At 63.1% G+C, this 19,947-nt stretch carries 15 protein-coding genes and 1 tRNA gene; 7 read left to right on the top strand and 9 right to left on the bottom strand.

What is annotated here, in order from left to right; genetic code table 11:
* Window positions 1–1,209: 1,209 nt before the first annotated feature.
* From ACYOEI_RS29230 to ACYOEI_RS29220, 3 genes are all read right to left on the bottom strand, one after another.
* Window positions 1,210–1,737 carry a hypothetical protein gene (locus ACYOEI_RS29230; protein ID WP_462853199.1) on the bottom strand — a complete coding sequence of 176 codons (528 nt, stop codon included), beginning with the start codon at window positions 1,735–1,737 and terminating at the stop codon, window positions 1,210–1,212.
* A 326-nt stretch (window positions 1,738–2,063) separates the two neighbouring features.
* Window positions 2,064–5,771 carry a protein kinase domain-containing protein gene (locus ACYOEI_RS29225; RefSeq protein ID WP_462853198.1) on the bottom strand — a complete coding sequence of 1,236 codons (3,708 nt, stop codon included), beginning with the start codon at window positions 5,769–5,771 and terminating at the stop codon, window positions 2,064–2,066.
* Window positions 5,772–5,773: 2 nt separating this feature from the next.
* Window positions 5,774–6,376: an RNA polymerase sigma factor gene (locus tag ACYOEI_RS29220; RefSeq protein WP_462853197.1), complete on the bottom strand. Its 603-nt coding sequence runs from the start codon at window positions 6,374–6,376 to the stop codon at window positions 5,774–5,776.
* A gap of 653 nt (window positions 6,377–7,029) precedes the next feature.
* Here ACYOEI_RS29220 and ACYOEI_RS29215 point away from each other — a divergent pair.
* Window positions 7,030–7,118: transfer RNA gene (locus tag ACYOEI_RS29215), tRNA-Ser, on the top strand.
* Here ACYOEI_RS29215 and ACYOEI_RS29210 read toward each other — a convergent pair.
* From ACYOEI_RS29210 to ACYOEI_RS29195, 4 genes are all read right to left on the bottom strand, one after another.
* Window positions 7,082–7,810, bottom strand: coding sequence for a site-specific integrase (locus tag ACYOEI_RS29210; protein ID WP_462853196.1), 729 nt, complete (start codon window positions 7,808–7,810; stop codon window positions 7,082–7,084). The two genes, ACYOEI_RS29215 and ACYOEI_RS29210, sit on opposite strands and share 37 nt — an antisense overlap.
* Before the next feature lie 2,337 nt (window positions 7,811–10,147).
* Window positions 10,148–10,579 (bottom strand): hypothetical protein, encoded by a 432-nt coding sequence (locus ACYOEI_RS29205; RefSeq protein ID WP_462853195.1) that lies wholly within the window; start codon window positions 10,577–10,579, stop codon window positions 10,148–10,150.
* A gap of 167 nt (window positions 10,580–10,746) precedes the next feature.
* On the bottom strand, window positions 10,747–11,001 hold the full coding sequence (locus ACYOEI_RS29200; protein ID WP_462853194.1) for a hypothetical protein: 255 nt from the start codon (window positions 10,999–11,001) through the stop codon (window positions 10,747–10,749).
* Window positions 11,002–11,027: 26 nt separating this feature from the next.
* On the bottom strand, window positions 11,028–11,351 hold the full coding sequence (locus ACYOEI_RS29195; protein ID WP_462853193.1) for an ArsR/SmtB family transcription factor: 324 nt from the start codon (window positions 11,349–11,351) through the stop codon (window positions 11,028–11,030).
* Window positions 11,352–13,279: 1,928 nt separating this feature from the next.
* On the opposite strand from ACYOEI_RS29195, the gene ACYOEI_RS29190 reads away from it, so the two are divergent.
* The 5 genes from ACYOEI_RS29190 (at window position 13,280) to ACYOEI_RS29170 (ending at window position 16,908) form a co-directional block, all read left to right on the top strand.
* The gene (locus ACYOEI_RS29190; protein ID WP_462853192.1) at window positions 13,280–13,741 is read left to right on the top strand and encodes a hypothetical protein; all 462 of its coding nucleotides are present in this window, start codon (window positions 13,280–13,282) and stop codon (window positions 13,739–13,741) included.
* An 836-nt stretch (window positions 13,742–14,577) separates the two neighbouring features.
* Window positions 14,578–14,988, top strand: a complete 411-nt coding sequence (locus ACYOEI_RS29185) for a hypothetical protein (protein WP_462853190.1) — start codon at window positions 14,578–14,580, stop codon at window positions 14,986–14,988.
* Between the two features lie 154 nt (window positions 14,989–15,142).
* The gene (locus ACYOEI_RS29180; RefSeq protein ID WP_462853188.1) at window positions 15,143–15,631 is read left to right on the top strand and encodes a YciE/YciF ferroxidase family protein; all 489 of its coding nucleotides are present in this window, start codon (window positions 15,143–15,145) and stop codon (window positions 15,629–15,631) included.
* A 270-nt stretch (window positions 15,632–15,901) separates the two neighbouring features.
* Window positions 15,902–16,204 carry a hypothetical protein gene (locus tag ACYOEI_RS29175; RefSeq protein WP_462853187.1) on the top strand — a complete coding sequence of 101 codons (303 nt, stop codon included), beginning with the start codon at window positions 15,902–15,904 and terminating at the stop codon, window positions 16,202–16,204.
* A gap of 344 nt (window positions 16,205–16,548) precedes the next feature.
* Window positions 16,549–16,908, top strand: coding sequence for a response regulator (locus ACYOEI_RS29170; protein WP_462853185.1), 360 nt, complete (start codon window positions 16,549–16,551; stop codon window positions 16,906–16,908).
* 214 nt (window positions 16,909–17,122) lie between these two features.
* On the opposite strand, the gene ACYOEI_RS29165 is transcribed toward ACYOEI_RS29170, so the two are convergent.
* Complete coding sequence (locus tag ACYOEI_RS29165) at window positions 17,123–17,842, bottom strand: hypothetical protein (RefSeq protein WP_462853184.1); 720 nt, start codon at window positions 17,840–17,842, stop codon at window positions 17,123–17,125.
* 388 nt (window positions 17,843–18,230) lie between these two features.
* Between ACYOEI_RS29165 and ACYOEI_RS29160 the strand changes: the two genes are divergently transcribed.
* On the top strand, window positions 18,231–18,656 hold the full coding sequence (locus ACYOEI_RS29160; protein WP_462853183.1) for a low affinity iron permease family protein: 426 nt from the start codon (window positions 18,231–18,233) through the stop codon (window positions 18,654–18,656).
* A 113-nt stretch (window positions 18,657–18,769) separates the two neighbouring features.
* Here the strand turns inward: ACYOEI_RS29160 and ACYOEI_RS29155 are convergent, their stop codons facing one another.
* The gene (locus ACYOEI_RS29155; protein WP_462853182.1) at window positions 18,770–19,939 is read right to left on the bottom strand and encodes a zinc-dependent alcohol dehydrogenase; all 1,170 of its coding nucleotides are present in this window, start codon (window positions 19,937–19,939) and stop codon (window positions 18,770–18,772) included.
* Window positions 19,940–19,947: the final 8 nt, after the last annotated feature.

Raw genomic sequence — 19,947 nt, 5'->3', positions numbered from 1 at the left:
TGCTCGTCGCTGAGGTCGGAAGGATAGGACTTACGCATGGGAATAATCCTCGGACAGATGTCGATCGGCCTGACTCCTTCTACAGGTGTAGGTTACGAAATTTTCGGATTACCGGATAGCCTCTAAGCGACCATTAACATCTCTTTGCCATTGGAATTCCCGATATTCCTTCGTTGAATCAGAAGCAGCTGAATAGCCACCGCCTGGTAGTCGGTGGCCTCGACAGTCAGGGGACGTAGCTAATCGAATCATGTTGGAATGCTATGAGGATGGTGGGGCCGAGAAAAGAGGGCGTAACGAGAAAAGAGGGCGTAACGAATTGAGTCGCGTTGCTCTTGAGAGAGCGGCAGTAGCGACGCTTCTTCAGTGACCAAAGTTTAACCCGTGGGCTATGGGACTGAATGCTCGAGACGGCCGTGGGCCAGACTTGTTGGACGCTTCGATCCTGTGGCCAACCGATGAACGCCGACTTCAATTCATTATGTCCCATCTGCATTCCATTGTGGCCCCTAACTCGTTGGGAAGGTGCGAGTCGATCGCCGTGTTAGCCCCAGCATTACGAGAATTCCTAATCCTGTATATGCAGGCCAGATTTCCCGCCACGAAAAATCGTACAACGCCCATGGCATTAAAAGTTGGCGGCGATATTTTCGGCTCCTTACGGCAGAATTGTCCGCCCATTTCCTGCATGAGCTTGCCCACTCGGGATTGGATCGCGCACTCAGCGATGCCTGAAGATACTGCGCTTGTGCACGAGATTGATAATGGTAATATTTGGCCTTACATTTAGTCCAACGCTCTATGAAGTCCGGGACAACAACAGGGGTCGCCCAAAGAATCAGCGAGAGATAAATAACGAAAACACTGAACGACTGAATTTTGATTCTTAATACATGCATAATTCTTTCCCTGTGCGAGTGTCCATTGTCCCGTCGTTGCCGTTACGACCCGCGCGGGACGCCCCTGACGGGCACGCTTCATATTCGATCCGGAATTCCAGGCCCAGGTGCTGCCCCCGGCAGTCTCGGGGATTTAGCCCGAGATGAGCGCTGGCTGCCTGGATAGCCATATCATCATGGCAAGCAACCCGCTAGGCGGTCAAGCACTTGAGACGCTTCCCCACGCCGACCTCGATCCTTGCCTTCCGCTCAAGGCAACTGGAGGAGCGGCCGATCGCGCCTCTACCAATCTGATAACGCCGCTCGTCGTTCAGGCCTTCGTCGCCTGCTGATTGAGCCGAGGCCAGATCTTCTTCGACCAGGCCCACGCCAGGAATCCGCCGACCACGAACGATGAAGCGAATGACCAGGCGCCGTACAGTTCGAGGTAACCGCTCAGGATCCTAAGAATCGCGAACGGCAGGGCACCCAGTTCCTGTCTCGGCGCGATCGGCGAGAGCCGGCCGAGGACGTCGCCCAGTAATAGCGAGGCGAAGAGTGCCGCGCCCGTGCCGAATAGCAGTTGACCGAAGTCGTATTTTCCGCTCAGGTACGCGGTCCCCACGGCCGTCACGGCGCATGTCAACGGGGCAGTCGCCACGATCAATTGCCAGAGGGTCAGCACGTCGTCGACGTGGAGCAGTTTCGCAATAATTCCAGGGATCGAGAGTCCGGGGATAGAGGCAAAGAGGAGGACGTAGGACAGCTTAGCCCGGATTTCATTCATATCGCTCGAGAACGTCGGCGGCTCGACGGGAGTGTCTTGCAAGGGCTGTGTGCGGTCTTCCGGATCGGACATGGTGACCCCCTTTCATGACTCCTTCGGGTCGAGGCCATTCTGACAGCATCCGGTGGGGATGGAGCGGCAGTCGGCCTGGCCCCCGAAGCTTGCGAGGCCCGACCGGGAGGAAACTTTAAGACTCCCGGGTAAGCCCTGGAATCCGGGGGGATCAGGCCTTAGTACGGGGCGAACCCGGACAGTTATAGCGGGTGCAACGCCGAAAACTTGGCGAAAAGTCTCCAGGGTCGGACGTCCTCCGCTATCTCCGTCACCTCGATGCGGGTGATCACCGCCTGCCCCTTCTTGCCCTCGAAGTCACGCCATGGCGTGGTCTGTCGGACCGATCAGTGCGAGGACGTGGCGCGGACGGCCCGGGACGAGGTCCAGGCGCGTCGGGCGAGGCCCAGGACTCGGGGGAGTTGGTTGCGGTGGGTGGGGAGGCATCGGGCGGCGGCCAGGGCGATCGGGAGCGCGAGGCCGGGCTGGTCGCCGGACCAGGCGGTTGCTTCTTCCAGGTCGACGAGCGCCTGGTTCCATCGGCCGAGTCGGCCGAGGGCCCGGGCCCTCCCCAGGAACGCTCGGGGGTCTTCGGGGTCGGCGGCCAGTGCGGTCGACCACTCGCGGACGGAGGCCTCGGCGTTTCCTAATTCGAACAAGGCGGCGGCCCTCGCGCCCCGGACGGAGTCGCTGGCGCCGAGCCGGATCGCCCGGTCGAGGTCCGCGAGCGCCGTCCTTGGATCGCCGAGCTCCAATTGGAGCATGCCCGAAAGCTCCCAGAGGGGGGCGTCGTTGGGTTGGAGCTCGAGCCCGCGCCGGGTGTCGGCCAGGGCGTCCTTCAAGGCACCCCGCTCGCGACGGACCCGGGCCCGGATCAGGTAGACCTGGGGCGACAGAGGGGCGAGCGCCACGGCCCGATCGGCCTCGCGTCCCCCTTCCGCGTCGCCGAGTGCCGTGAGCAGCACCGCGCGGGCCAGTCGAGCCCTGAGCGCGGCCACGCCTTCACCTGCGGATTCGGCTTGCAGGCGGGCTGCGGCTGAACGCAAGTCCCTCGCCAGCGCCGGGCCGCCGACGGGGAGTCGCGCCAGCTCGTCGGGGCGATCGGCCCGGAGCTCCCGAACTCGGCCCGAGGCGAGCAAGGTACGCAACCAGAGCCGCTCCCGGCTCGGGATCGGGTGGATCCGCATCGCGGCCTCGGCGTCGGCTTCCGCGTCGGCGGGGCGTCCCAGGAGCAGGCGGGCCAGCGCCCGGTTGGCGAGCACCAGGTCGTCACGGCCCCCTTGGCGTTCCACCAGGACGCTCAGATCGGCCTCGGCCGACTCCGCCGCCCCCTGGCGGAGCTCCAGGAGCGCCCGGCTCAGTCGGGCCGAGAGGTTCTCCGGATCTTCGGAAAGCAGTGCGTCGCATTCGACCAGGGCCCGCCCGACCGCCCCCGAATCGGCCTCGAGCTTCGCGCGGTTCAGCCTCGCGGCCCGGGCGAAGTCGCGTTGGGAGTCGTTCGCGATCACCCAGTCATAGTCGGCTCGAGCCCTTGCGGAATCGCCCAGGAGCTGATAGGTGAAGCCCCGCTCCAGGCGGGCCTGCTTCATCTCGGGCTTGTCCCGGAACCCTTCGACCGCACGGTTCAGGTCGTCGAGGGCGGACGCCCAGTCGCGACGCTCGCGATAGAACCGGCCCCGACTGAATCGGACCCAGGGCGAGCCGGGCTCGAGGGCGACTGCGGTGTGGTAGTGCGTCAAGGCCTCGTCGTAGCGGAGGACCTTGTGCGCAACATAGGCGAGGTAATATTCATGCCAGTAGTTATTCGGCTCGAGCCGGACCGCGTTGCGGAACCAGGCGAGCGCCCGCTCGCTCCGGCCTTCCGACTCTCGGAGGCATCCCCACTGGAAGCACCCCAGGGCCGACTTCTCGTTCGACGGCTGGTCGTCGGAGGTCGTCGCCGGGCTCCCCTCGGCCAGCCGAGCTCTGAGCGAGGCCCGAAGCGCCTCCCAGGGGCCCTTCGGGGTGGCGAATGTGAGCGCCTTGTCGCAAAGGGCGACCAGGCCCTCGGCCGACTCTCGCCCGCTCGCCGAGTCCTTCGACCTCGCCACCACCCAGAGGAAGAGCAGCTCGTTGACCTCCTTGGCCAGCCGGTCGCGTCGTGTCGGGTCGAGCCATTCCATCTCCTCCTTGCTCGTCCAGGGGGCCTCTTCGAGGACGTAGAAGAGGTGAAGCGCTTCCTTGACGTCCTTGGACGCGGCGTTCGGGTTGCCGAGGAACCCGGTCAACTGGAAGCGCAAGGGGGCGGCCATTCGAAAGAACTTGTCGGCGCGGTCTCGGGTCGACCCGATCTCTCCGGCACGCCTGGACCCTTCCCTCGCCCGTTTGTAGAGGTCGAGGAGGAATGGACGCTCATACGCCAGGAGGCTCGCCGTCTCATACTGAGTCGCCGCGGCGTGGAAGTCGCCGGCCATCTCCGAGGCCGTCGCATTCGCGATGATTTCGCGGATGTTCGCCTCATCCTCGCTCCGGGCGAGCCGGACCTTGATGAGGATCAAGGTCACAACGACGACCGCGAGGAGGAGGGGTATCGCCGTCGCCAGGGCCCGGCGGTTCCTCCTCGTCCAGCGCACCGCCCGGCTGGCGAGCGGTTCCCTCGCGAACTTCAAGGGTCCGTCGTCGGCGACGGCCTGGAGGTCGAAGGCGAGATCCCCCGCCGAGGCATAACGATGCTCGGGGTCGGGGTCGAGGCAGCGTCGGACGACCGCCTCGAGTGCGGCGGGGACCTCGGGGTGCGTCTCGCGGAGCCAGGGGGCCTCGGTCCGGCGCTCCTCGGCCGCGCGGAGGAGGAGCTCGGCCGCCGACCTCGCCCGACGAGGGGTCTCGAACGGCCGCTCGCCCATGAGCGCCTCGTACAGGACCACCCCCAGGCCGTAGAGGTCGGATCGGGCGTCGACACGGTCGGCGAGGCCGTCCGCGAGCGCCTCGAGGTGCTCTGGGGCCATGTAGTCGAGCGTCCCGCCGAGCGTCGAGGGGACTTCCTCCGGGTCGTCGAGCACCGACTCCCGCGCCAGGTTGAAGTCGAGGAGCATCGGCATCCCGTCGTCGGTCACCAGCACGTTCGACGGCTTGACGTCGCGGTGCAGGACGCCACGGTCGTGGGCGTGCTCGAGCGCCTCGGCCATCCTCGCCCCCCACCACGCGATCGCCTGGGCGTACGATCGGCTCGAAAGCGCGGTCTTCCCCGCGGAGTGTCCCCCGCGGATCCCCCCGGGGGGCTCGAGCCGCTCGAGCGCCTCGACGATCTCGGACCCGGTGCGGGCGACCCTCACCTTCGGGTCGGCCAGCAGCCCGGCGAGCGTCACCCTGCCGAAGTAGGGCATGCAGAGCAGGTGGAGCCCCGTGACCGGGTCGGTCCTCGAGGAGTGGACGGGGACGATGTGCGTGTGCTGGAGCCTCGCGAGTGTCTGGGGCTCGCGTGAACCCGCCCTCGCCACCTTCAGGGCCACCGGGCGGTCGGCGAGCTGCCGTTCCTCGGCCCGGAAGACGCGAGCGAAGGCCCCGCGCCCCAACTCCTCGACGAGATGGAATCCCGCGATTGTTTGGCCGGCCTCCGGGAACTTGATCGACGTCGAGGAGGGGGCGAGCGAGGCGGTCGTCTGCCCCGACCCGACCAGCCCGTGGATGTCGAGCACTCTCCGGAGCTGCGGGGCGACTTCGGGGAACCGACCGAGATAGTCTGCGGGGTCGGGTTCCTCGTGGTCTTCCTCGCGGAGGCAGAATTCCTCGTACACGAGAGCGACCAGGGTCTCGGAGCCGAGGTCGGGGTAGCGCTGGCGATACCATTCGGCGCCGACGGGCTCGCCGACCTCGCGACGCATCCCGAGGTCCGCTCGAAGGAGCGCGAGCCGGGCCCCCGGAGAATCGTCGCCATCCTCGGCGAGGAATTCCTCGGGGTCGGGGGGCGGTCCTTTCCCCTGGGAGTCTCGCCAGGCGAGCTCGAATCGCCGCACCAACCGGACCGCGGCCGGGGACGAGGCCTCCTCCCACGTCCGGCCCGAGGTGGTCAGGCCCATCCTCAGCCCTCCAACTCCGTCTCCGCTCGCTTGCGGAGGTCCTCGAGGACGCGCTGGACCGTCCGCTCGCTGATCCCCAGCCGGTCGCCGATATCGCGGCTCGAGAGCCCCTCGGCCTTCAGCTCGACGATCGCCCGGCGTTCCTCGGGCACGAGGTCCCGAAGCCTCCCGAACACTTCGCGTGCCTGGGCGACCTCGCTGGGCGAATCGATGTCGGCGGGCAGGTCCTTGGGGCGGCCCCCGTCGACCCAGAGCGGCTCTTCGCGATGCATGTCCTGCTTTCGGCTGGCGGCGCGGCGGTACTCGTCGATCACCTTATTCTTCGCAGCACGGGCCAGGAAGGCGACAAGGTGTCTCGAATCTTCGAATTCCGCCGGCCCGCTGCGGACGCGTCGGAAGAAGCTCCCCCAGACGCTCTGCATGAAGTCGAGCGAGTCGAACCGCGAGCGCAACAGCCTGGGGAGCTGCCGACGGACCACCAACCGGACCTCGGCCTCGTACCGGGTCAGGAGCTCGCGCGCCGCCTCCTCGTCCCCCGCATGGATCCGTGCCAGGAACGCCGGGATGTCATTCTCCCGGTCCTCGAGCGGATCGCCGACGGACATAATTCGTCCCCCTTCTCCGCTGGAAGGTACCCGCGCCTCCGCCCTTGCCCTGCCCTTTCACCGGCGACATGCCTCCGTGCCGTCGCTCGTGCAATCCTAACGTAACCGCCTACCCTGCCCTTTGGCAATCTCCCCGCCGCGTTCCTCGAGCCCTCGTGGCGCGGCCGATTCCTTCCACCCCCTGTCGTGACCTTCACGCCGACGACGGGCCGGACGCGCAACGGCTTGCCCTCCGTTCATAGCCCGAGTCTGTGTCATGGGTTCCGTCGTCGAGGCCAAATCTTCCGCCCCGGCAAAACGGGACTGTCTTCGGATCGTCCCGTCGCCGAGGACGACCTGGTCGCGAATTTCCTGAGCTCAATCGTCAATCGGCGGGGGAGGCTCTTCGCGGGCTGACCGTTCTCGAAGGCCCGAGCGTTCCGAGCACGAATCACGAATCCCTACGAGTCGAATCTGGGGAGCTTGCCCTACTTGTTCGTGCCGAGGGCGCGTCAGACCGGCATAGGCTGGCGGCGTCCTTCGGGCGAACCCGACGTTGGGCGCGCGCAAGTCCAAATCTCCGATTGACCCCCGCGTCCGGGTTTGGTAGCTTGCAAAACCTCTGGCGGAGTTGCCGATCTCACGTGTCGGCAATCCTCCTCCGCGGCGTCCCTGGAGAGGTGGCTGAGTGGTCGAAAGCGACGGTTTGCTAAACCGTTAAGGGTGTCACAGCCCTTCGGGGGTTCGAATCCCCCCCTCTCCGTTTGGCATCCGACAGTCTCCGACAGATCCCGTCCAAAGCTTCCTGCCGCAACAAGTTGGGCCGTTACCCCCCCCTGCCCCGCTTGCTCGACTCCGACAAGATGCGACCGGTGCCGACCCCTCGCGAATGGTGTCCACTGGCAGGTCACTGCCATGAACTGCCGGGGTTATGGCAGATGTCTCTGCATCCATCTGGGCCGGAAGTGACCTCCGGACGGGAGCGACCATGGCCGGATTCGGCAGGGATTGGACGGCCTCCACAACGTCCTGGGTGTTGGCCTTCGCGTATCGCTTGATGGTCAGGCTCGGGTTGCTGTGCCTGGCGAGGGTCTGCAACGTCTTGATGTTGGCCGCGGACTTGATGAGCGCCGAGACGTAGAAGCCTCGGAGGGCATGAAAGTCGGCGAACCCCTCCTCGGTCTCATAGGGGATGCCGGCGGCCTCGAGGTCGGCCCGGATCATCTTCGCGGGCCCGTGATGTCGCGGGGGGACGCTCTCACCCAGCGCCTTCCCGGCCAACCAGGATCGCAGATCGTTGGCCAACGCGGCGGCGATCAACTGGCCGAACTCTCGCTCGGTTAACGACCGGCGGGCATACCCCTGATCCTCCTCCGCGTTGAAGCCAGAGACCCCTTCCATCGGGTTGTCTCGCAGGCGACGGTTCGCCCTGGCCCACACCGTGAACGCCCGCATGGCCGCTCGGTAATGGTTGCGGTCTCGAGACTCCGTCCTTCATCGCGGAGGTCCCCAACGCCGCCTGGGTCGCGGAGGGTTGGAGCTCGCTCAGTCGTTTGACCTTGGCTTTTGTGATGACCTGCGAGGCCCGGCTCAAGTAAAGGTCCGCATGCTTGGCCGTCCTGCCCTTGGCGAGGATCGAGCCGTGCCAGTCGTTGAGGTGATCGGTGATCGGACGAATGCCCTGACGACGGTCGGATTCCTCCCTGGGGTCGATGGCCCCGCTCCGCCCGAGAGCCGCCTCGCTCTCGAGTTGCCTGGCCATTGCCTCGGTTGCCGCCTTGCCCGAGCAACCCTTAGCTGTCCCCTGGCGTCCGTGCTCATCCACGTAGCCGATGTACCACGCGGAGCCCTTCCTCATCTTGTGCCGGCCTCGTTTGTAGATGCTCGCCATCGACCTCGACTCCTTCGGTTTGGGGCCACACAGCCTCGGTCACGTCAACTGATGGAGCCTTGTCCGGCGAGCTAGGACCGAATTGTGGCTGCCTGCCATCGGGCCATCTTCGCGACCTTGATGTCGGCGGGAGGAAGCTTCCCGGCGGCCCTCATCCGCTCCACGGTACGGCGAGTCGTGTTGAGGAACCGGCCAGGTCGGCGAGCGATACCAGGGGAATCGTTGGATGGCATGGGGGCCTCTCGACATGGGTCGGGGACTCGGGGCATGAGGCTTACCAGTTAGTGTGCGTCTGTCCCCGACGCCTATGGTCGTATCCGATGAAAATCAATAGGAACGCATTTAATAAATGTTGAACTGATTTAGTGTAAATGTGCAATACTTCGTCCTCAAAGGCTGGGGTCCCTGCGAAAGGGGCCCGCCTGTGAACCGGCCGCTCCGGCGTCGGTCTCGGGATCGATACTGAGGGCTGAACATCGCCCTCGGCTGATTTGGCGGGTCGGGCTCGGTGACACCCGTGGCCGTCAAACGACAAGGCCCCAGCCTTGGGGGCTGGAGCGTTGCGAACGGGGGCCACCTGCAAGCTCGGCAACGCTTCATGTCTGGCCCAGCGTCAACGTCCTCGGCTGATCGCCTGGGGTCGGCGGATCACGAGTAACCTGATTAGCGTGTCCCGGTCGACCTCGATCACCTTGGACGAGGCAGGCTTCCTGGCCGACCGTGGGGCCTGTTCGAATGGCGAGGGCCCACGCCTCGGCAAACTCGGGGTCGCCTCGTCGGTGATCGTGGGTTGTCAAGGGGCAGATCTCCGCCCGAGTGCAGGCCGCTCGTACCGAACCTCCGCACCGGAGGACCTGGAGGAGTTGGCCTTTCCACGCCGGAGTCCACTCCCTTTGGGGTATGTCGTTCGGCTGCGGATCCTCGTCGCTTTTTCGGCGTTGTGCGTCGTAGGGTGCGTCGCCCTCCAGTCTCGCTCGCGACGGTCCCGGGCGAGCATCCTGACGCGGGCTCGGACGACCACTCTAAGCGCCGAGTCAGGCGGTTGTGAGCGGCGGTGAGTCGGTCGCCCGTGCGGACTCGGCTATGCTCTCCTCCTCCTTCGAACTGCGACATGAATATTGCACTCGTGTCCGGTTGTCAGTGCTGGATTAGGACCGGAAGGTCAAAACGTCCCAGTAAATGGTCCCGCAGTCGGGACACTGGCCGAGCCACACTTGGCCGTGCCCGGCGCGACCTTGTTCAATCCAGGTGTGGGGATGCATCTCAATCATGGGCTTGCGATCTCGCCAAACCCGGTCCGTTGCAGAGTGCCTTCGGCATCGATGAATCCAGCTTTCATTGCCCAACGGAACGGCGATCCGATCCTTGGGATATGCCGTTTCTGGGCCGTAGGATTGCCCCCCTTCGACGATCGTGCTCCCCTCTCGCTGGATGGCCGCGTCTCGGAGGTGTTCGTCGGAGTAATGCCGCATCATGGCTCCTCGGTTGTATCGGCGGTAGGTCGCCAATTAACCAGCGAAGGCCATGCCGTAAACCGACACTGCCCGGTATCCCCTGGTAGCATTGTTGGACAGGCGCGATGCCGGTGTATTCGAGCCCACCATCGATCTCGATGCGAAAGACCCGTTCTCCCGAGTACGCACCGCGGGTCAGTAGGCACGCGACGAGGACGGATTCGATGCTCGGCATGGTGGAATCCCTTTGGCGAACGATGGCGGGTAGAGCAAGAGATCCTAGGAGCGTCGTCGCTCAGGGGAAGGGCGACCTACAATCTTCGGCCGAAGGGGAGGGAGCCTCGAAAGCCCGATCGCCAACCCGCCTTGAACGCATGCACGACGATGCCGACTCGGGGCCGACCAAACCAAGACGCCCGATGGTTGCCATGTCCCGATGGGCGGGCCCTAAACCCAATCCTCGCCGTCCCAAGGCATCGTGGCGACCGCCTCGAACGCTGCAGCCAGCGAGATCAGTTCGGCCAACCTTCCCCGGTGATGGGACACGAGGCCATCGAGCGTCAACTTGCCCACGCGTTGCACTTGCCGGAAGAGTGTGACGTCGCCACAGGAATCCTCTGCATCGCCACGATTCATCGCCACCAGCACCTCCGCTTTGGGCCGAGTTAGCCACGGCTGGGCCTTGCGTAGTGAGGTTTCCAAGATGGCCCGAAAGGACTCGAGGACTCGGTACAGGGCCTCGGCCGCCTGGGTCTCATTCTGGCTACCGTCGAAGATGACATTGTCGAGCCTCGATCGGAGCGGCCGGGCGATCGGGAGCATCCGCCGATGATAGAGGCCCTCGAGGTCATGATGGTCGAGTGGGGCGAGATGGAACACTAATCCGTCGACCATCCAAACCAAAGAGCAATTGGTGTCCAATGCGGCCTCCAGAACGGCGCGATCCAGGCAAGGAGAACGAACTGGATCGCCGCGGGGCGGGGGCGAACGATCGTGATGACGCGAGTGTAGCCCGAGCGAGATCAGGTCGGCCGAGTTGAGGCCGATCAGGCAGTCCCCTCGGCTTCGGGGCCCCGCGATCGTACCCCGACAGATTGCTCGGCCTCGCCAGCGGTGTTGTGGGGCTCGCTCCCCGGCCCGGCTTGCGAACCCATCAAGGGGTAGGGCCTCGCGTACCACTTGCCAAGGACGTGCCCGGTCGGGTTGCCCATTACCAAGGCGTTGTAGATGAGATAGAGACGTCCGCCCTCACCCTCGACTTTGTACATCAAGCGAGGCGGCTCGTCGGGATCGTGAAGCATTGAGCTGGCTCCGGGATGGAGTGGTCTCAACCGGTATCATCCGCGAGGAATACCTTGATGGTCCGGAGGAGCCTCTTGCCGCGGGGGGTCAGGCGATAGACTGCGGCTTTGCCGACAGACTGTCGCTCGACCAGCCCCGGAAGTCTCAGTTTGGCAAGTGCATGGCTTAGAGCACTCGGATCCACGTCTAGATTACTCCACAAGTCGGTGACGCCACGTTCCCCCGAGCCGAGCAGCCAGAGGATGGATAAGCGCGTTGGGCTTGAGATGATTTGAAAGACCGCGGCTGCCTGTAAGATGGCCTCGACGGGAAGTTTCTCAGATTCTTGTGGTCCTGAAGGCTCTCGCATCGTGCCCCTGAATGTGCAAGGATGCTGCCCAACGGTGTGGGGGGGCCCGGGTCTGGTCGTGACTCGACCGAAGTCGGAAGGGACTGACGACAATTGTCTCCGCCGAATCATTGGCCAGATCGTCCGACGAGGCCAAGCAAGATGCTATCAGAATCCCTAGAAAAACACGTAAGTTTTTTTTGGTTTTTTTATTTGCCTTTATTCATCATCTATTTTCGACGGTGGTCGACCATCCCCTCCATTCGGCCGATCACGACAGTGTGTAGTTCGGATAGCATGGGAACGGGCTGGCTGTAAGTCAGGCTGACCCCTATGCATGCCGCAAGACCAACACGGCCCGGTATCCCCTTGCGGAGAGACCGGGACGCGAAGGAGGTGGCATAGCTGGCGAGCCACTCCCAGTGTCGTCTCCTCCCCATATCGTAAGCCGACTGCCTCGGGCGACTGAAGCTTCGACGGCCGGCGAGGGTTTGGCCTTGCGGGTGAACTTCGGCAGGTCCTCGGCCATCTCCGTCAGGTCTCACAGGTCGCGGGAGCATGCGGCGAACGTGCCGTGATCCTCGCGATACAGGCCCCGTCGCGGCTTGTGGCCAGGGCCTCGGCGGCCCGCACGAACGCGGCCACGGTGACGCGGACCTCGAACTCGGCACGGGCCAGGCGTTCCCCCTCGACTCGAGTCAGGGGCGTCGGTGTGTCGTCCGAATGTGTCCGAGGCGGAGGTCGCGAGGCGGGCAGGGGTAGAGATGGGAGTTCCCTCCTTGTAGGCGATGGGTGGGTTTGACACCCGTGGGTGTCAGAGGAGGATCGATGAGGGGGATTGGCGTCATTCGACCGGGGATGGCAATCCCTCAATGACCTCGAATCCGGCCAAGCGGAACGACGGGCCGCTCTGGGTGGTTTGCCAGCCTCGTTCCAGGGCGACAAGGAGAAGTCCTCGGATAACGGCAGGCGTGACGGTATGTGGGAGGAATCGGAGCAAGCCGGGGGCCCGGACCGCCTTCACTCCGCTCTGCCGGTTTCCAAAATCCCGAGATGAGTCGCTGGCCAACCGGATCAACCTGCTGCTCGCAGATTGCGAGCCAGTCCCCGTCACAGTCCGGGACGACTCGATTGCGGTATGAGACGCCATCGACAGTAAGGAGCCGCGACCAACCCTTCCGCTTGCCCATCTCTGCGCCCCTATGCCAGGTGCCAAGCTCTGAAAGTCGGCTCACGCCGACCCGTTGAGCGATCAGCCGAGCGAGCGTGAACGGTCTCCTGCCTGAGACCTCGTTTCGGTCGAAAGTCGATCGACTATGGCGAAAGTCCCGGACGGCGGGCATGTCAGGAAAAACCTGTCAAGCTACTTGTTTTCCTGACACCAAACATCTACGATAAACCAATCGGCAAATTTGTTTAGAAATCGATTGATGTCCCTGCCGCGTGCTGGGGAAGCCTACCCGTAGCCCACGATGTCGAGGCCGTAGCCTCGAAAGGCGGCCATCCATGCTCGAGTCTGCCTCTGAAGAAAGCCCTAGGACCTACAGGATTGACGTTGAAGAGGGCCAGTGGTTCATCGTTTACCATTCCCCGACCCTGCACTCCTCAGGAAATCTCGAGCCCGACGAATGGTATTTCAGCCCGACTCCTGTAGCTTCATCTGATGAGCTTCTTGGGGTCGATATGTTCTTGCCGCTCGATGGTTTTGAGGGAGCCTCAACGCCGGCCTCGACGGTGGGGTCCTAGGGGGAGCGCGGGGAGTGCACCGCGGTAATGCCGCGCCAGCATCCCGCGAATCGGGCCCAGGACCTGTGCCTAGTGTCTGATGCGGGGGTCTTTGCAGCGGCTCCTGAATAATATCCGTCCGGTCGAAATGCCCACCTCCGATTTCTGCCAATCCCCGAGATCCAATTACCTCCTGGGGCGCATCGTGCCACTCCGGAGTCCGCATGGACGTCAAACACTCCTTGGCCTGGCTCGTCGATGGATCAGTTTTCCATCTCAACACACTCGAGCACCAGGACCTCGAGGAACTCTATCGCAGGCGGTTGCTTCCGGTCGTGGAGCCCCTCAGATCCAGGATCGACAAGTTCGTCTTCGGTGGCGATCAGGCCGATAGCCGGGCTGTCGAGGCCCTGCACCTGTGCCTGGAGTCATTCCGAGCGATGCTGGCCGCGTCGCTCCGCAAGGCCCAGCCTTGGCTGTCCGAGCATGAGGCCGCTTACGTTGTGGAGATTCACTGTGGCAATGGGGATAATGCCACTCTCTACCGCCAGGTGCGAAGCCTGGGCAGTGCGACCCTCAAGAATCTCGCATCCAAGCATCGAGGACGATTCATCGACCTGGTCTCGCTGGCCATGGTTTTCGAATCGCTTGCGGCCACGCCCCAGGAAGCTGAGGACGGTTCATAGTCCGTATTCATCGGCGAAATGACACCCTGTGGGTGTCATTTCGCTCATGGCCGAATCCTCGAGGCGTATTCTGAGGGGTTGGCGGAGACTTGCCGAAACAAACAATACCTCCTTCACGACCATGTATCCTCGCGAGAGGACGCCGGGTCGTGTCGATTCACGACCATGTCGGAATCGTGGGGGCGAGATTGAAATGGCGGGCAGAGGTGTCCGCACGGTTAGGTCTGTGCTAACTCACGGATGAGCATGCAGCAAAAAACGCCCGATCAAAATTGGTCGGGTATCTGGACTCGGGCTCGGTGGTCTGACCTACGGGTTTCCCTGGGCGATTTCCCCATCAGTCGTTCTCGTCTACGGACCGCGCCTTGGCCGGATAGAGTCGGGGTCGTGTCCAGCAAGGTCCAGCGAGTCAACCCACAGGCTCGCCGGTTAACGGCCTGGCTCCTGCGCCTTCGTTCACACGATCCAGGCAACGCCTATCCTGTCGCCTTGGGGGCCACGACCCGCTCCGGCGGGCGAGACGTATCCAGGTCAGCTTAAGCGGTCCGAGGCGTAGACTGACCCCGGACGGCGACGCCGGGAGCCGAAATACTTCTGGGGTCTGCCCCCGACCCTAAACGGCTATCTGGCCCGTAAGGGGGGGTGGGTGGGTCTGCGCGAAGCGAATGCGAAGCCGGCGATTGGCTGATGTATGAATTCGGACAGATCTGGAGATTCTATTGGTGAGTTGGCCTCTGCCTGCTAAGGTGGAGATGCCGCATCCCTCGAACCGCATCCTGCGGAGCAGATTCGGAAACGAGGGCAACGGTGATTACCCCGCTCGAAGGCACGCATGGATGGCGAGTCGAAAGGGGCTCTTCATGGTCACCGAACAGCAAGTCCGGGGAACGATCAACTGTTGCCTAGCGACTCTGGACCGATACCATGACGCCGAACGGCTGTCACGCTCCAAAGCGATGATGGCCGCGGAAGTCGCGGTTGCCGTAGGGTGGGTCTCGGAATGGGGAATCTCACTCGGCGACGCGGCGGAGCTAATCGCCCGACCAGTAGAGTGGAGACTCCTGAGTCGTTACGGCCATGAAATCGGTACCCGCCTCGACGCCGAGTTTACGGAAGCCTTCGAACTCGCCTTGGCCGAAGCCCGACAGCCGGAGTTCGCGGCGAGGCACGGGCACCTGGTCGACCCCGGACGTCATGGACCGAGCAACGGTGATGACGAAAGGGCGAAGACGTCTTCGTGGACGTGACCTCGGTCATCGTAACGCGACACACAATCGGTGTCGCGATACCCAGATCGCAAGGAGTTGGCCGGCATCCTCGCCTGCGGGAACGCGGTTTGCAGTCTTTGGGGACGGCACACATCCCCAACGATTGCAGCCAACCGGAGCAGGAATACCGACCATGAAACTCGAATCCTTGCGTGACCTCCTGATCGAGCAACTCCAGGACCTCTACGACGCCGAGCATCGCATCACGAAGGCCCTCCCCAAAATGGCGAAGGCGGCGACCTCGACCGAGCTCAAGGCCGCCTTCGAGAAACACCTCACGGAGACGGAGGGCCAGATCGGCCGGCTGGAACAAGCCTTCGAGGCACTGGGCGAGAAGGCCAAGAAGAAGACTTGCCAGGCCATCAAGGGGCTGATCGAGGAGGGTGAGGAGACGATCAAGGAAGACGCCGAGCCCGAAGTCAAGGATGCGGCTCTCATCGCGGCGGCCCAGCGGGTTGAGCATTACGAGATGGCGGGCTATGGGAGCGTCAGTGCTTACGCCAAACTTCTCGGCGAGAAGGCCGTCCTGAAACTCCTGAAAGCGACCTTGGCCGAGGAGAAGGCGACCGATGAAGCCCTGAGCGATCTCGCCGAGAGCACGATCAATCTCGAGGCGGCTTGAGGCGATGACGTCGCCAGCTTGCCGGCCCTCCCAAGACGGCGACCTGCTGCACGACCTCGGGATCATCCGAGGCCGTGCAGAGCTTGGTTGTTCAACGAAGAGCGGCAGCCCTGCTTTCTAATGGCCCAACGACCCCCCGCGGCCGAGGTAAGCCCCTTTCTTGCTCGAAGAGAACGTCGACTCCCCTAAACTCTCTCACTCCCGCATCATGCCGCACTCTTGCAGACTCCAAATTCCGCGATTCAAGCCTGCGACAAGGCCAGGTAGAACATGTTCCGTTTCTCACCGCCTTGGGAGCATCCGGACACCAAGTCGACCTTGCTCGCCATGCAAGCCAAGCTCGACGTCGTTCGAGATGAGTCCGCTCGCCATAATGGCGATCGGGAAATCTTCCTCTCCGCCCTGAGAGAGGTTGTCGCCCTGGGGACCTCATCCCTGGCTTGCTACGCAGAACAGGACGATGATCTCGGCTCTCCTGACTCACAAGCACGTCTCGATGTCTTGACGATGCTCGGGGCCGATTCGCGGCATACCGAGCCCGAGCCCGACGGTCAGGGAGACTGGGTCGCCTGAGCGATGCGGGTTTGACGCCCGTGTGTGTCATTCGGGCCCCGGGGCGGGTTGGCGAAGACAAGGTCCCGATTGCGAGGCCGGAGGGAATCGGGTCTCGGCGGCCTCTCGCCGGCTACCAATGGGACCCCACGCGCTGGGCGTGTCGACGCCGAAGGTCCGTAGCCAAATCGCACTCGCGGCCGTGTCAACTTTTTATGTTGCATTCTGAGGATTGGAGAATGTTTCGGTGTGGTTTATGATTTGTGACGTTGAAAGCGAAGCGCTCATCGGCGGGTTACGCGGAGTTCGCCCGCCGAGCTCGACCGAGCTTAGAGATTTCGACGGCAACCGCCATGCGACTCCTGTTGGTCGAGGATAACGAGGACTTCCGCATTCTCCTCTCGAGATATCTTCGCCTCCGGGGCTTTGTCGTGAAAGAAGCGGCGGAGGGCCGGGACGCATTGGAGGTGGCGGGTGAGTTTGGGCCAGATTTGGTCCTCAACGACTTCCGCATGCCAGGGGTCGACGGGATCGAGATGTTCCGAAGGTTGCGAGAGGCCCCGTTCCTGCTCCAAGTCCCGATGCTCATATGCACGGCGGAGCCAGGGGCGAAAATGGATCGGTTGGCCCGAGAGGCGGGCGCGTCGAATGTCCTTGGCAAGCCCGTCGACCTTCTCGCCTTCGTGGAGAGACTTCTTCAGTACTCGGGGGAGGCAGAGAACTAAACGCCATCGGCAGATGGCCCGAGGGGCTGGCTGCGGGCCCTCGCCGGCGACGGAGACCAATGGGACGACGGGTTCGGTGAGGGCAAGCCGACGCCTGAGAGGTCATTGGGAACACAATGCGGAATTCCGCAGTCCAGGCGTCGGTCGGAATTGGCAACCACCGGGTCGCAAGTTTATATTTTCTTGAACTTACGAGTTCGATAGTCCCAAGTATTCAATGCTTTGCGGTGGACGGTGCGGGCGAGGATGGCTCTTGCTCGGCGACGAGCTTACTGGCCTTCTCGGCGAGGTCGATCGCTTCGTCTCGGCGACGGGTCGTCTGTTTGATACGCAGGGTAATCCCCTTGAGCTCGGCCTGCGCCTTCGCCAGTTCCACGCCACGAAGGTCCACGTCCCTCTGATAGGTCACGCTCTCGGCCGGTCCGACTACCCTTTCCTTGACCAGTTTCCCCGTACTCTCTTGGCTATCAACAGCCTTGGCCTTCTGGATCTCGGCCGCCTGGACATTGGCCTTGCTTATCTCGAGTTGGACTTCAAGCAGGTCGACCTCGTCACGGAGATCGTCGGCTCGGCTGAGAATCTCGGCGACGAGAGTCTCTACCTCACCGCGGGCGGCAATCACGTGCTCGGGCAAGGCCTGATTCGTCGCATGCGCCTCCTTGGCCCGTTTCCGGTTGGCGACTGCGGTATTCAGCTTCGCCCAAAGGATCCGAGTCGAGGTGCCTACAGGCTGCCATTTCGAGCCGGGATCAATCGAGGCTGGGACGGATCCCCCAGGGGAATGGCCAGAGGGGGGTTGGCTCTGATTCGACGTGGCGGACTTCCCTGCTCCTTGCGACTGTGCAGCACAGGCTGGACTCTGCATGCCGGCCGGCCCGCTGAAGAATGCGACGGCTAGGCCGGTTACGATCATGTTGACTTTCAAGGTAGTCATCTCCCGAGAGGTAGGCTCGACAAAACAGCGGCGTGGCATGGCGCATCGAGAGCGGTCTCGATCTTGGCCGACTCGATGTTCACATGATCTGATTCGGCTTCACCTGGCCCGCATCTCCCATGCCGCCGAAGGGTCAGCACAAGCGGCTCATGCGGAAGTGCCTCACCAGGCCTGTCGCTAGCCATCGTCGACATTGAAGCCGACCCGGCGTCCGGATTGAGTTATCCTTGCTTCGGACAGCGGCGAGGAACAACAGGGCGACTGCCATCGGTATTCATCTTGCCTGGGTCTCTAATCGAGCAACGCATTCACTCCCGCGTTGGAACTTTGATTCGTTTCGCCCACTTCGGATACGGCAGGTGTCGGGCCGCCGACGGGGAGTATGCACGTGCTCGAGCTGCGAACCACAGATCGTCTGGAATCGATGGCGGGGTGGGCGGCCGGATTTGCAAGCGGGCCTCTGGGGACCCATGCAGGGTTCGGTTTGATCGCCTCCCGGCTCGGGGCCGCCGTTGTCCTCGGCTGGTCGGAGGCTTACCATTATTTCGACGAGGTCGTGACCATGACCTCCTTCCTGCGACTCTTCCTGCTCCAGCGGGCCCAGGCGAAGGACACGCTGGCGATGCAAGTCAAGCGGAATGAACTGGTGGCGGCCGTGAACAAGGTCAGCCCGACTCTCATCAACCTCGAGGGTCGTCCTGAGGGCGAGGTGCAGCAAATCCACGATATGTACGAGAAGGTCCGGCAGAATCACAACGCTTCGACTTCGATCGATGACTTGGTCAATGGATCGGGTGGAAGAAAGCCTCGTTGAGACGTTCGGACTAGACTCGTGCGACCCAAGCCGACCCTGGCCCCTCGGACGAGTTCGCCCCGATGACCCCCTGGAGTCGAGTGTCTACAAAGAAGCGAGAAGCATTGTGATGATCAAGGTTTCAAAACGACCTTGATGCATTTGTCCTTCTTGTCTCGGAAGGTTTTATAAGCGGCGGGGGCCTCTTCGAGCGGGATCTTGTGGGTGATGACGAACGAGGGATCGATTGCCCCCGATTGGATTTTCTCAAGGAGTGGCTGGGTGTAACGTTGGGTGTGGGTCTGGCCCATCTTGAAAGTCAGGCCTTTGTTCATCGCGGCGCCCATCGGGACTTTGTCGAGGAACCCGATGTAGACGCCCGGAATCGACACCGTGCCCCCCTTCCGGCAGCACATGATGGCATCCCGAAGCGCCGAGGGGCGATCGGTGCCAAGTCCAACCGAGGCCTTGGCCTTATCGATCACGGCACCGATGCTCCCGCCACCGTGGGCCTCGGCCCCGACCGCGTCGATGCAGCAATCCGGCCCTCGACCCTTGGTCATCTCCATTAAGGATTCGTAGACGTCTTGTTTTCCGAAATCGATTGTTTCGGCCTTGGAACTCTCGGCCATCTCGAGCCGCTCTGCGACCGTGTCGATCGCGACCACACGCCCGGCGCCGAGCATCCATGCGCTCCGGATGGTGAACTGGGCGACCGGCCCACACCCCCAGATCGCCACCGTGTCGCCAGGCTGAATCTGGGCATTCTCGGCGGCCATGTAACCGGTGGGGAAGATGTCGGAGAGAAAGACAACCTTCTCGTCCGGCAAACCGTCGGGGATCACCTGCGGGCCGACGTCGGCGTAGGGGACCCGAAGATACTCAGCCTGGCCGCCGGGGAAGCCTCCCAGCATGTGGGAGTAGCCGAGCAGCCCGGCGGGGGATTGCCCCATCGCCTTCCGGGCGACCTCGGCGTTGGGATTGGAGGTATCGCAGAACGAGAACTCGCCCCGTTTGCAGTACCAGCATTCCCCGCACGAGAGCGTGAAGGGCACGACCACGCGATCGCCCTTCTTGAGCTTCTTGACGCCCTTGCCGACCTCGACGACGATGCCCATCGGCTCGTGCCCGAGCACGTCGCCAGGCTCCATCGTGGGCATGTATCCGTCGTAGAGATGGAGATCCGATCCGCATATACACGTGGAGGTGATCTGAATGATGGCGTCGCGTGGATCCTCGATCGTCGGGTCCGGAACGGTGTCTACCCGAACATCGCTCTTGCCGTGCCAGCATAGGGCTCTCATGGGCGGCT

It is taken from the genome of Singulisphaera rosea, from assembly GCF_054877945.1.
This window is presented reverse-complemented; position numbering and strand designations above follow the sequence as displayed.